This window comes from Olleya sp. YS, from assembly GCF_029760915.1.
Taxonomy (GTDB): Bacteria; Bacteroidota; Bacteroidia; order Flavobacteriales; family Flavobacteriaceae; genus Olleya.
The window spans coordinates 2,113,178-2,126,514 of record NZ_CP121685.1; the positions used below are offsets into that span (position 1 = coordinate 2,113,178).

A 13,337-nucleotide genomic window follows, 5' to 3' on the forward strand; every position below is an offset into this window, starting at 1 on the left:
GAGTCTTAATCATGCTAAAATATATTGTCATATTCGCTGGATGTATGCTGTTGCAAAGTGATGCAATGGAAGAATTGTCATGGAGCGAACACTATAAATTAACTTGGAACGATTTTAAAGGACAACCTAACCCAGATACAGATGCTGTAGCTGTCACAGCTTCTGGTATTACATTTAGCTACTCGATTAAACAAAGCAACAAAAAAGTAGTAGGTTTTAAAACATTAGTTAAAGCCTTCTTTTATCCAGAACACTCTTGGTGTAAAGCAGAACAAGTGGATGCACATGTGTTGGGACACGAGCAATTGCATTTTGATATTACCGAATTACATGCTAGACTATTTAGACAACGTATTGCAAAAATAAAACCGCATGATGACTTAGCACAAACTCTTCAAGAATTGCACAAAACTATTGAAGATGATTTAGCCAATATGCAACATACTTATGATGCAGAAAGTAATTTTTCAATAGATGTAGTTGGTCAACAAAAATGGAAAGATAGTATTGCCATTAGATTAAAAGCGACAGAAAAATTTAAATCTAAAGGATAGTGCAACTACAACCAGATAGGGACTTCCTAATTACATTGGCACATACTAAAATGCCTTATGGAAAATATAAAGACCGATTCTTAATAGATTTGCCAGAATATTATGTGGTGTGGTACCACAACAAAGGTTTCCCTAAAGGAAAACTAGGTGACATGCTAGAAACTGTTTACACGTTAAAAGTCAATGGTTTGGAGCAATTAGTTAGAACCATTAAAAAGCAGTATCCTAAGTAAATTGTTATGTTCTACAAGCACATTCATGGTGTTCATTAAGATATGCAATTGTTTGCATGCAAAGTTTTTCTACAATTGGAATATTAATGTCAGATAGCTTTTTAAAATAAATACAAGCTTTACCCATTTTAAATTTTCCTAAATCCTCAAGTAGAGCATCACTTTTTTCAGTTTTAGAATAGACATAAAGTGAAAACTGAGTTTTTCTAGGAGAGAAACCTAATAAGGAAGCATCACCTTCATGACCACTAGCATACTTATAATGATAGCTTCCAAAGCCTATTATTGTCGCTCCCCACATTTTTGGTTTAAAACCTGACCAATCTGTCATCAATTCAATTAATTTATAACTGTCAGCTTTTTTTTGATCATTGTCTACATATGATTCAATAAAATCTAAGACATCTACTTCAGTTTCAGTGGTTTTATTTTTAGCCATTTAGTTTTTTTAGTTGTTTTCTTGCCTCTAAAAGTATTTAAGATGGGTTTGCGTTAAAAACAGTATTATTAATTAGATGTATTGAATATATAATAAAAAGTCGAGAAAGTCAAGTGTACAACCTCATGACTTGATATAAAAAACAGTCTACAAATTCTTCAAAAATAAAACCCGAAACCCTAATAGTTTCAACTAAAAATCATAAATTTGCAAGCGTTAACAACGCAACATGACACCAGAAACTAAGTATATATTTGTAACAGGAGGCGTAACTTCTTCTTTAGGAAAAGGCATTATCGCAGCCTCTTTGGCTAAACTACTTCAAGCACAAGGTTACAGAACTACCATCCAAAAATTAGACCCTTACATTAACGTAGATCCAGGAACTTTAAATCCGTATGAGCATGGCGAATGTTATGTCACTGACGATGGTGCAGAAACCGACTTAGATTTAGGACATTACGAACGTTTTTTAAACGTACCGACCAGTCAAGCCAACAATGTTACTACTGGACGTATCTACCAAAGTGTGATTAATCGTGAGCGTAAAGGTGAATTTTTAGGTAAAACAGTACAAGTTATACCACATATCACAGACGAAATAAAACACAGAATCCAAATTCTTGGTAATTCTGGAGAGTATGACATAGTCATCACAGAGATTGGTGGAACTGTAGGTGATATCGAGTCTTTGCCATATATTGAAGCAGTAAGACAATTAAAATGGGACTTAGGTGATAATAATGCTTTAGTAATTCATTTAACTTTAATTCCGTACCTAACTGCTGCAGGAGAATTAAAAACAAAACCAACTCAGCATAGCGTTAAAACCTTAATGGAAAGTGGTGTGCAGGCAGATATTTTAGTCTGTCGTACAGAGCACGAATTACCAAGCGATTTAAAGCGTAAGCTAGCACTATTCTGCAATGTGCGTGAGGAGGCCATTATTCAATCTATTGATGCGTCAACTATTTATGATGTGCCCAATTTAATGTTAGAAGAACAGTTGGATAAAGTGGTGTTAAAAAAACTAGCATTACACAGTGATGTACCAGATTTAACACGATGGAATCAGTTTTTAAAACGTCATAAAAACCCAAAATCTGAAATTACTATTGGATTAATTGGTAAGTATGTCGAGTTGCAAGATTCTTATAAATCGATATTAGAATCATTTATTCACGCAGGAGCAGAAAACGAAGTCAAAGTAAATGTTGAGTCTGTCCATTCAGAATATTTAAATGAAGACAATATCAAAATGAAATTGTCCCATTTGGACGGAGTGCTAGTGGCACCAGGTTTTGGAGAACGAGGTATTGAAGGAAAAATTGATGCTATTAGATTTGTACGCGAAAATAATATTCCATTTTTAGGGATTTGTTTAGGTATGCAAATGGCAGTTATCGAGTTTTGTCGTAACGTTTTAGGTCTTAAAGATGCCAACTCTACAGAGATGAATCCAAAAACGACACATCCAGTAATTGACATAATGGAAGATCAAAAATCTATTACAGAAAAGGGTGGAACCATGCGTTTAGGGGCTTGGGATTGTCATATTGAAAAAGAATCTATTGCTCATAAAGTCTACCAGTCGCAGGATATAGAAGAGCGTCATAGACACAGATATGAGTTTAACAGTAGCTATAAAGACCAGATTGAAGCTGCAGGCTTAAAAGCTACAGGATACAATCCAGAAACCAAACTAGTAGAAATTATAGAAAATCCAGCTCACCCTTGGTTTGTTGGTGTACAATATCATCCTGAATATAAAAGTACAGTTGCCAATCCACATCCTTTGTTTGTGGCTTTTGTAAGGGCAAGTTTAAAATACAGTAACAAAAAATAAGTGTCAATTTGACACCAATTTAAAAGTGGTCGTATATTTGACTAATTAATTATTCCTTGTAAAAAGTAAGAGGAACCAAATAGTATGGAAGAAAAAAAACTAGACATAAACTCGATAATAGGATTTGTTTTAATCTTTGGTATTTTATTATTCATGATGTGGCAAAATAAGCCAACACCAGAAGAATTAGAAGCACAGGAAGCCGAAAAACAAGCACAAATTGAGGCTCAGAAAAAAGCAGAAACTAAAACCGAAACCGATACCAAAGTCACTACTGCTATAGATTATTCTAAACCAAAAGACTCTAACGCAGTAGCAGAACTACAATCAAAGATTGGAGGTTTTGCTTACTCTGCATCATCATCAAACTTTACAGAGGATGAAGTAACTGTAGAAAACGATGTATTAAAATTAAAATTTCATACCAAAGGTGGTCATTTATCAGAGGTTAAATTAAAACAATTTGTAGATTTTGATTCTATTCCTATTTACTTAGTAAAAGATGGAAATGCGGTATTTAACATCAACTTCCAAACCAACGATAATCGTACATTAAACACTAAAGATTTATACTTTCAGCCAACAGTAACTAAAAGTGGAGACAATACCATTGTATCCATGAAACTTAAGACAGCCGAAGATAAATACTTAGAGTATAACTACGTCATTAAACCCAATGAGTACATGATAGATTTTACTATCCAATCTCAAGGTTTAGAAAGTGCTATCAATACCTCAAATCCTATTAGTTTAGATTGGACTCAAAAAGCTTACAGACACGACCAAAGTATAAGTTATGAGAATAGATATACTCGACTAACTTACCAAATGGATGGAGGTGATGTCGATAAATTATCTCAAATGGGTGACGATGACGAGATTGAGGAAGATGTAGATTGGTTGTCTTACAGACAACACTTTTTTAGTTCGATATTAGTCACTGACAAACCCTTTAAGGAGGTTGCAATAACGTCTAAAAACTTAGTAGAGGATGAAGAAAAAGATTCAATATTCACAAAACAGTTTTCAACAAAAACTGCGTTAGCATTAAATGGTGCAAATATCAACAATAGTTTAAAGTTGTATTATGGACCAACCGATAGTGAAATATTAAAGCAATACGATAATAATTTAGTAGAAAGTATTCCTTTTGGATGGGGAATTTTTGGTTGGATAAACAAGTTTTTATTCATTCCATTATTTAATGGCTTAAGCTCGTTTTTACCTTACGGAATTGCTATTATTGTAATGACCATTTTAATAAAATTGGCGATGAGTTTTGTGCAATACAAGCAATATTTGTCACAAATGAAGCTAAAGGTATTAAAGCCAGAATTAGATGCTATTAGAGAAAAACATAAAGACAATAAATTAAAGGCGCAACAAGAAACTATGGCGTTGCAAAATAAAGCAGGAGCTAGTCCTCTAGCTGGATGTTTACCAGCTTTAATCCAGATGCCAGTGTTTTATGCGTTATTTATGTTTTTCCCAACTGCATTTGCATTAAGACAGAAAAAGTTTTTATGGGCAGATGATTTGTCATCTTATGATGTTGTTGCAGAATTACCGTTTAATATTCCATTATATGGTGATCATGTCAGCTTATTTCCAATATTAGCTGCTATTGCTATTTTCTTTTACATGAAGTTAACTACTGGTCAAAACCAAATGTCAGCTCCAAAGCAAGAGGGAATGCCAGATATGGCTAAGATGATGAAGTATATGATTTATTTTGCACCAATTATGATGCTTATTTTCTTTAATCAATACGCTTCAGGATTAAGTTTGTATTACTTTATTTCTAACTTAATTAGTATAGGAATCTTATTAGTTATCAAAAATTTCATTTTAGATGAAGAGAAGATTCACGCTAATATTCAAGTACAAAAAGCGAAACCAAAAAAGGAAAGTAAGTTCCAAAGACGAATGAAAGAAATGATGGAACAAGCAGAAAAGCAAAAACAAATGCAACAAAAAAACAAAAAAAAATAATTTCTTTTAATCATATCATTATAAAGCTGTCTACTATAATTTTAGTTTGGCAGCTTTTTTGTTATAACAAAAACAATTAAACAACGTTAAGCCATTAGGCAGGATTTCCGCGACAGCGATAATATATTTAAAAATGAAAAGAATACATTTAGTACTACTATTTATACTTGTAACCAGTGGGTTAGTGGGTCAAGAAGTTAATCAATTTGATACTAATGGACTACGTCATGGCAAGTGGAAAAAGAATTTTGAAAACACAAATGTGGTAAGATATGAAGGCGAATTTAATCATGGTAAAGAAATTGGCACCTTCAAGTTCTATAAAAACATTGATGGTAAAGCTGTTCTAACTGCAACAAAGGTTTTTGATAAAGACACTAATGAAGCTTATGTTACTTTTTTAGCTAGTACAGGAAAAAAAATTAGCGAAGGTAAAATGCGAGGAAGAAATTACATTGGTAAGTGGGTAATCTATCATAAAAACGCTGACCAAGTCATGACAGAAGAATTTTACAATAATCAAGGAAAATTGGAAGGTGTACGAAACGTGTACTACCTAAGCGGACAGGTAGCCGAAAAAGCACATTATAAAAATGGACTATTGGATGGAGAATCTAAATGGTTTGCCGAAAATGGTAATTTAATTAAGAGTATTAATTACAAAGCAGATAAGTTTCATGGTGCGTATAAAACGTATAATAAAGACGGTATTATAGCAACAGAAGGACATTATAGAGATGATGTAAAATGTTGTGTTTGGAAAAGATACAAAAAGGGTGAGTTAGTAGAAGAAAAAGACTTAGATAAGAAAAGAGAGTAAATAACTAAAATAGCACATATTAAAAAACGCCTTGATTTCTCAAGGCGTTTTTTGTTAATTTAGATTAATGTGTCTATTAATCTAAGGGAAAGCAATTGTTTCACATTAATCTAAATCATGATTAAAAAACTAACTAATATAAATTCTTCTTATGGTCTAATAACTCTATCTACAACATGTGCTACTCCATTTACAGCTTGAATATCAACTAATGATGTTACGATATTAATAACTCTGTTCATTGGATCTGTTATTGTAAAGTCACTTGTATCTACATCAATAGTACCACCTAAAGTTGTTACAGATCCAGTAGATAAACCACTTGACTGTACGTTACCAGCAACCAAGTGTATATTTAAAACTGCTTCAACAGTTGCAGGATCAATATCTCCTAATCCTGTCATTCCGCTTGGGTCTAACTCTAATAGTAATGCGTCAAATGCATCGTTTGTTGGAGTAAATACTGTTAATGGTCCTGATTCTGCATCAGCTAAAGTTGATACTAACATTGGTGAAGGCATTTGAGAGTCAGCAGACCCTAGTGCAGTTACTAAATCTTCTAAAGCAGGATTTGTAGTTGCAAATGTAGCTAAAGTCGGTAAATCTATTACAGCATCAACGACATGTACAATACCATTACTAGCAGAAATGTCTGCGATCGCTACGTTTGAAGAACCGTTAAATGTTACACCTGTATTACCATCCCAATAAATACTTAAATTAGTATTATTAGGACCTGATGCTAAAGTATTTGTATAACCAGCAGAACCAGTTAAGTCAGTAGACAAAATATTTGCTCCATCAATAACATGGTTTAATAAAATCTGGGTTAATACGTCGTTTGGTACTTCAGATAAAGATGAAAATCCTTTAGCTGCTAAAAATGCAGTAAAAGCATCATTTGTTGGAGCTAATACTGTTCTACTTCCATTAGCAGATAATGCGTCTACAAGTCCAGCTTGTACTACAGCTTCTACTAAAATGCTTAAACTTGGTGTAGCTTGAGCTGTTTCTACAATGTTTAATGGTAATGGAGTTGGTGTTGGAGCGTCATCATCGTCACTACAAGACCATAATACAAATGTTGCTAAAAATAACAGAGATAATTTTTTGATTGTTTTCATAATTTTGCTTTTTTTAAGTTTGTTCAACAAATCTATAAAAAGATTAAACAAGAATATTTTAAAGATTTGTTAATTTTTTTTAATTAACTGTTTATTAACAATATACGTTCGGGTTACAAATAGAGATTATTATCATAAATTTTTTAGAAACACTTATCTTTGTCATTAATTTTTAAAACACATGAAAAAAAGAGTCATTGTTGGATTGTCTGGTGGAGTTGATTCTAGCGTTGCTGCTTATCTGTTAAAAGAGCAAGGCTATGAGGTTATTGGCTTATTTATGAAAAACTGGCATGATGATTCTGTGACCATATCAGACGAATGTCCTTGGTTAGATGATAGTAATGATGCTATGTTAGTTGCTAACAAACTAGCTATTCCATTTCAAACTGTAGATTTAAGTGAGCAGTACAAAGAACGTATTGTGGACTACATGTTTGACGAGTACGAAAAAGGACGAACACCAAATCCTGATGTACTCTGTAATAGAGAAATCAAGTTTGATGTATTTATGAAAATTGCTCTAGATCTTGGTGCAGATTACGTTGCAACAGGTCATTATTGCAGAAAGAATACAATTGTTAAAGATGGACAAGAGATTCATCAATTACTAGCTGGAAAAGACCCAAATAAAGATCAATCTTATTTTTTATGTCAATTATCTCAACAACAACTAGCTAAAGCATTATTTCCTATTGGAGAATTATTAAAACCAGAGGTTAGAGCAATTGCCAAACAACAAGACTTAACTACTGCAGAAAAAAAAGACTCTCAAGGGTTATGTTTTATAGGAAAAGTAAGATTACCCGAATTTTTACAACAACAACTTAAACCCAAAGAAGGTGTTATTGTAGAAATACCTAAAGACCTTCCGTTTTACGATGAAACACCTCCTGGTTTTGATTCTAAATTAGAAGAGTTGCAATACAATTCCAGAAAACCTAGCTATTCTGTAGAACAAGGAAAAATAATGGGTAGGCATCAAGGCGCGCACTATTTCACCAAAGGACAACGTAAAGGATTAGGAGTTGGAGGAACAGTAGAACCTTTATTTGTTATAGATACAGATGTTAAAGAAAACGTGATTTACACAGGACAAGGGTCAAAGCATCCTGGATTGTATAAAAACTCACTATTTGTATCTAATGACGAGTTACATTGGGTTAGAGAAGACTTAGCTTTACAATCAGGAGAAAATTTAACTGTTTTAGCGCGTATTAGATATCGTCAAGCACTTCAAGATGCAACCTTACACAAAGTAGATAATGGGTTATATGTGGAATTTGAACAACCACAATCCGCTATTACTGAAGGTCAATTTGTAGCTTGGTATTTGGATGAAGAATTAGTAGGTTCTGGTGTAATTTCTTAACTTGCAGTAACAAAAGGTTACTGTTATGAGAAAGCTGCTCCTTATTTTCGTATTAATCTATTCTTCAATAGCTGTATCGCAAGAACATGCTTGGGTATATTTAGCAGACAAGCCTAACAGTAGTTCGGCTTTAGCAAATCCTATTTCTATTTTAACTCAAGAGGCTTTAGATCGTAAAGCAGCACACAATGTAGCAATAGATTTTAGAGATGTTCCTGTGGACAACAGTTACATTGCTGCCATAAAATCGCAACCAGGTATTTCTGTTATGGCTAAATCCAAATGGTTTAATGCACTACATGTAATTGGTAGTACAGCAGATATCAATGCATTAAGTACTGTAACTGTTAGTGGTAATCCAATTGTTAGCAGTATAGATTTTGCAGATGATAACCTAAATACAAGAACCAGTCAAAATCAAGATAAACACGAGGTAGAGTCCAGTTTAACGACCTTTAATTATGGTAATGCTGCCAATCAAATAGAAATGATTAATGGTGACGATTTACACCAACATCCAGATAGTTATACAGGAACAGGAATGACAGTTGCTATTTTAGATTCTGGATTTCCAAATGTAGATACTATGAATGGCTTTCAACGTTTAAGAGATGCTGGCGGAATTTTAGGTGGTTATGATTTTGTTGATAGAACTTCAGACGTTTATATTTATCAAGGAAATTCTCATGGTACTTGGGTACTTAGTGATATGGCTGGATTTATTCAGGATCAATTTGTTGGGACTGCTCCAGATGCACAATATTATTTATTCAGAACAGAAAACGCTGCGTCAGAAACTCCTTTAGAAGAAAGTTTATGGGTAGAAGCTGCGGAACGTGCAGATAGTTTAGGTGTTGATGTTATCAACTCATCTTTAGGTTATACGACGTATGATAACCCTAATTATAGTCATACACCAGCAGATATGGACGGTAATACTACATACATCACAAAAGGGGCAAACATCGCGTTTGAAAAAGGCATTTTGGTTGTGAATTCTGCAGGAAATTCTGGTGGAGGAAGCTGGCAAATTGTTGGTGCACCAGCAGATGCAGCAGGTGTGTTTAGTGTTGGTGCTGTAAAAGCAGATGGGACTTACGCCTCTTTTAGCTCTCAAGGAAATAGTACACAACCCACTCAAAAACCAGATGTGGTGGCTCAAGGTCAATCTAGTTATGTCATACTAAATAATGATGTTATTTCAACCTTAAATGGTACCTCGTTTAGCGCACCAATATTGGCTGGTGGCATCGTGTGTTTATGGCAAGCTTTGCCTTCTTTTACTAATGCTGAAATCATGCAATTAGTTAGAGAATCTGCATCACAATACAATGCTCCAGATAATGTATTAGGTTACGGAATACCAGATTTATCCATTGCTTTAGCACAAGGATTATCGGTTGTCGAGTTTCAGAATCAAAATACAACTTTAAAACTATATCCTAATCCAGTTAAAAACGAATTAACTGTTGAAATCCCTAATCAGTACGAGGAAGCATGGGTAAAAATATACGATATCTTAGGAAAAAAAGTCATAGAAACCACAGTCACGACTATTCAACAAAACATAAATACTACTGCTTTAGCAAAAGGTGTGTATTTAGTTAAAATTGAAGCTAATGACTTGTCAATAACTAAAAAAATAATTAAAAATTAAATCTTCGACAAGCTCAGACTGACAAAGAATTATATGAGTAATTCATTCATCAATCTCACACTGAGTTTGTCGAAGTGTTTATAAAATAAAATATGCCAAATAAAATCACCCAACTCTTCAACATTAAATATCCAATCATTCAAGCTGGAATGATTTGGAATAGTGGATGGCGACTAGCATCTGCTGCAAGTAATTCTGGGATTTTAGGATTAATAGGTGCAGGTAGCATGTATCCAGATGTGTTACGTGAGCATATCCAAAAATGTAAACAGGCAACGAACAACTCCTTTGGTGTTAATGTCCCAATGTTGTATCCAAACATTGAAGAGATTATGAATATTATTGTAGAAGAAGGTGTCAAAATTGTGTTTACGTCAGCAGGAAACCCAAAAACATGGACCAAATGGTTACAAGATAGGGGAATTACAGTGGTGCATGTGGTTAGTAGTGTCAAGTTTGCTTTAAAAGCACAAGATGCAGGTGTGGATGCTGTGGTGGCTGAAGGTTTTGAAGCTGGTGGACACAATGGTCGTGACGAAACCACAACACTAACTTTAATACCTATGGTACGTGAGCAGTTAAACATACCATTAATTGCAGCAGGTGGTATTGCAACTGGAAAAGCTATGTTAGCCTGTATGGTGTTAGGTGCAGATGGCGTACAAGTGGGTAGCCGATTTGTAGCCAGTACAGAAAGTAGCGCACATCAAGCTTTTAAGCAAGTAGTTGTTGATGCTAAAGAAGGCGACACGCAATTAACCCTAAAAGAATTAGCACCAGTTAGATTGATTAAAAATAAGTTTTACCAACAAGTTGAAGACTTATATAAAACTGGTCCAACACCAGAACAACTTAAAGAGTTGTTAGGTCGCGCACGTGCTAAAAAAGGCATGTTTGAAGGTGATTTGGAAGAAGGCGAATTAGAAATTGGTCAAATTGCAGGATTAATCCATGACATTAAACCTGTTGCTGAGATTATTAAAGAAATGGTTGAGGAGTTTGAGGAGGCGAAAAAAGAAGTGATCAGCCTTTAATGTATTTAATGATAATTTTCCATTAAAAATTCTTCTCAAAACCACTACTTTTGCCAAATGGTTTTATCCCAATACACTAAAGAGTTTAAATACAATTGGCAACTTGCAGCTCCAGTTATGTTGGGTATGTTGGGACATACCTTTGTGAGCTTTGTAGACAATATTATGGTTGGTCAATTGGGTACTGCAGAGTTAGCTGCTGTGTCTTTAGGGAATAGCTTTATGTTTATTGCTATGTCCATTGGTATTGGTTTTAGTACTGCAATTACACCTTTAGTTGCAGAAGCAGATGGCGCAGACGATTTTGCTAAAGGCAAATCGGCTTTTAAACACGGACTATTTTTATGTACTGTTTTAGGTGTGTTGTTATTCCTACTCGTCTTTTTTGCTAAACCATTAATGTACTTGATGAAGCAACCTGTTGAGGTGGTTCAATTAGCTATTCCGTATTTAGATTTAGTGGCGTTTTCGTTAATACCATTGATTGTCTTTCAAGGATTTAAGCAATTTAGTGATGGTTTGTCATTAACCAAATACCCAATGTACGCTACAATTGTCGCTAACCTAGTTAATGTTGGTTTAAACTACTTGTTAATCTTTGGTAAGTTTGGTTTTCCAGAACTAGGTATAGTTGGTGCAGCTTACGGGACTTTAGCCTCTCGTTTTATAATGGTCGCTTATTTGTGGTGGTTATTGAAAGGTCGCGAAAAATCTAAAGCTTATGTCACCAATATTAAGTTTTTTGTATTAGATAAATTAATGCTAAACAAAATTATAGGTCTTGGAATGCCAAGTGCCATGCAAATGTTTTTTGAGGTTGCCATATTTACTGCTGCAATTTGGCTGAGTGGATTATTAGGTAAAAATCCTCAAGCTGCTAATCAAATTGCATTAAATTTAAGCTCTATGACTTTTATGGTCGCCATGGGATTAAGTGTAGCTTCTATGATTAGAGTGGGAAATCAAAAAGGGTTACAGCAGTATTTTGAGTTACGTCGTATAGCAGTATCGTTATTTTTAATGGGCTTTGTCTTTGCAGTTATTTTTGCGTCGTTATTCTTAATATTTAATCAGTTTTTACCACGAATTTATGTCGATTTTGACGATGTTATCAACTTTACAGATAATATGGAAGTGGTTACCATTGCGTCTCAATTATTAATTGCAGCAGCTATTTTTCAGATTAGTGATAGCTTACAAGTTATTGTTTTGGGTGCTTTACGTGGATTGCAAGATGTTAAAATACCTACGGTTATAACCTTTATTTCTTATTGGTTAATTGGGTTTCCAGTCAGTTGGTATTTAGGTAAAGAAGATGCTTATGGCAGCTTTGGTATTTGGCTAGGATTATTAGCAGGATTGTCATCTGCAGCAATTTTATTATTTATAAGGTTTAATTATCTCACAAAAAAGCTAATTTTGAATTCAGCTAACAACTAAAAGCTAAAAGTTAAAAAAATGGAACTACCAAAATACATACTAGGTGATAATACAGATTTTCCAAACGCAATTTTTGTTATTCATACAGAGTTTCCTAGATTTATAATAAATTTAGAAGATGATGACGTAGAATGGTTTGAAGATTTTAACCAACATGACGAAAAAGAGCTAGAAATGGAAATGGAAAATTTAATAAAAGAAGCTACTGCGTTTTATGATAGGGAAGTAGCACGATACGAAGAATAATTACATGTTAGATCAATTAGTAGAATACGATAAAGAACTCTTTTTATTTTTAAACAATTTAGGATCTACCACTTGGGATGGTTTCTGGTTGTTTTATACCGATAAACTACACTGGATTCCTTTATATGCTGTCCTAGCAGTGTTAATGTATAAACGCTTAAACACTAAAATGTTTGTATTAACCTTAGTGGTTATTGCTTTAATGATTTTGTTTACAGATCAAATTACTAACTTATTTAAAAACGTTATTGTAAAACGTCATAGACCGTGTCATGAAGACGAATTAGTACAAGCCATGCGATTGCTTAAATCATGGTGTGGTGGTCAATATGGATATTTTTCTGGACACTCTAGTAATAGTATGGCTGTCGCAATTTTTTCAGGGTTAATTTTAAGATATAAATACAAATACCTGATTTATATATTAATTATTTGGGCTATGGCAATGGCTTACAGTCGTGTGTATATTGGTGTACATTATCCACTAGATATTTTAACAGGTATGATTTTTGGTGGGTTATCTGGATGGATGTTCTACAAGTTAGATAAGTATCTGCAATCTAGATTTCAGTTAAAATAA

General features: G+C 33.8%; 13 protein-coding genes. 11 read left to right on the forward strand and 2 right to left on the reverse strand.

Annotated features, from left to right (window positions below; all coding sequences use genetic code 11):
• Positions 1 to 11 precede the first annotated feature (11 nt).
• Positions 12 to 554: a hypothetical protein gene (locus Ollyesu_RS09675; protein ID WP_279301020.1), complete on the forward strand. Its 543-nt coding sequence runs from the start codon at positions 12 to 14 to the stop codon at positions 552 to 554.
• The gene (locus Ollyesu_RS09680) at positions 554 to 787 is read left to right on the forward strand and encodes a DUF3820 family protein (protein WP_279301021.1); all 234 of its coding nucleotides are present in this window, start codon (positions 554 to 556) and stop codon (positions 785 to 787) included. The genes Ollyesu_RS09675 and Ollyesu_RS09680 overlap by 1 nt, the downstream gene beginning before the upstream one ends.
• A 4-nt stretch (positions 788 to 791) precedes the next feature.
• Here Ollyesu_RS09680 and Ollyesu_RS09685 read toward each other — a convergent pair whose 3' ends face one another.
• Positions 792 to 1,226 (reverse strand): DUF1801 domain-containing protein, encoded by a 435-nt coding sequence (locus Ollyesu_RS09685; RefSeq protein WP_279301022.1) that lies wholly within the window; start codon positions 1,224 to 1,226, stop codon positions 792 to 794.
• A gap of 229 nt (positions 1,227 to 1,455) precedes the next feature.
• Between Ollyesu_RS09685 and Ollyesu_RS09690 the strand changes: the two genes are divergently transcribed.
• The 3 genes from Ollyesu_RS09690 (at position 1,456) to Ollyesu_RS09700 (ending at position 5,884) form a co-directional block, all read left to right on the forward strand.
• Entirely contained in the window at positions 1,456 to 3,072 is a 1,617-nt protein-coding gene (locus Ollyesu_RS09690; protein WP_279301023.1) for a CTP synthase, read from the forward strand.
• An 84-nt stretch (positions 3,073 to 3,156) separates the two neighbouring features.
• Complete coding sequence (gene yidC, locus Ollyesu_RS09695; protein ID WP_279301024.1) at positions 3,157 to 5,064, forward strand: membrane protein insertase YidC; 1,908 nt, start codon at positions 3,157 to 3,159, stop codon at positions 5,062 to 5,064.
• A 133-nt stretch (positions 5,065 to 5,197) separates the two neighbouring features.
• Positions 5,198 to 5,884 carry a toxin-antitoxin system YwqK family antitoxin gene (locus Ollyesu_RS09700; protein WP_279301025.1) on the forward strand — a complete coding sequence of 229 codons (687 nt, stop codon included), beginning with the start codon at positions 5,198 to 5,200 and terminating at the stop codon, positions 5,882 to 5,884.
• A 149-nt stretch (positions 5,885 to 6,033) separates the two neighbouring features.
• On the opposite strand, the gene Ollyesu_RS09705 is transcribed toward Ollyesu_RS09700, so the two are convergent.
• Positions 6,034 to 7,008, reverse strand: coding sequence for a fasciclin domain-containing protein (locus Ollyesu_RS09705; RefSeq protein ID WP_279301026.1), 975 nt, complete (start codon positions 7,006 to 7,008; stop codon positions 6,034 to 6,036).
• A 181-nt stretch (positions 7,009 to 7,189) separates the two neighbouring features.
• Here Ollyesu_RS09705 and mnmA point away from each other — a divergent pair, with 181 nt between their 5' ends.
• The 6 genes from mnmA to Ollyesu_RS09735 all read left to right on the forward strand — a co-directional run bounded on the left by mnmA (position 7,190) and on the right by Ollyesu_RS09735 (position 13,337).
• Positions 7,190 to 8,380, forward strand: coding sequence for a tRNA 2-thiouridine(34) synthase MnmA (gene mnmA, locus Ollyesu_RS09710; RefSeq protein ID WP_279301027.1), 1,191 nt, complete (start codon positions 7,190 to 7,192; stop codon positions 8,378 to 8,380).
• 25 nt (positions 8,381 to 8,405) lie between these two features.
• On the forward strand, positions 8,406 to 10,037 hold the full coding sequence (locus tag Ollyesu_RS09715) for a S8 family serine peptidase (RefSeq protein ID WP_279301028.1): 1,632 nt from the start codon (positions 8,406 to 8,408) through the stop codon (positions 10,035 to 10,037).
• Between the two features lie 92 nt (positions 10,038 to 10,129).
• Positions 10,130 to 11,071, forward strand: a complete 942-nt coding sequence (locus Ollyesu_RS09720) for a nitronate monooxygenase (RefSeq protein ID WP_279301029.1) — start codon at positions 10,130 to 10,132, stop codon at positions 11,069 to 11,071.
• Between the two features lie 57 nt (positions 11,072 to 11,128).
• The gene (locus tag Ollyesu_RS09725; RefSeq protein WP_279301030.1) at positions 11,129 to 12,511 is read left to right on the forward strand and encodes an MATE family efflux transporter; all 1,383 of its coding nucleotides are present in this window, start codon (positions 11,129 to 11,131) and stop codon (positions 12,509 to 12,511) included.
• 18 nt (positions 12,512 to 12,529) lie between these two features.
• Entirely contained in the window at positions 12,530 to 12,757 is a 228-nt protein-coding gene (locus tag Ollyesu_RS09730) for a hypothetical protein (RefSeq protein WP_279301031.1), read from the forward strand.
• Positions 12,758 to 12,761: 4 nt separating this feature from the next.
• Positions 12,762 to 13,337: a phosphatase PAP2 family protein gene (locus Ollyesu_RS09735; RefSeq protein WP_279301032.1), complete on the forward strand. Its 576-nt coding sequence runs from the start codon at positions 12,762 to 12,764 to the stop codon at positions 13,335 to 13,337.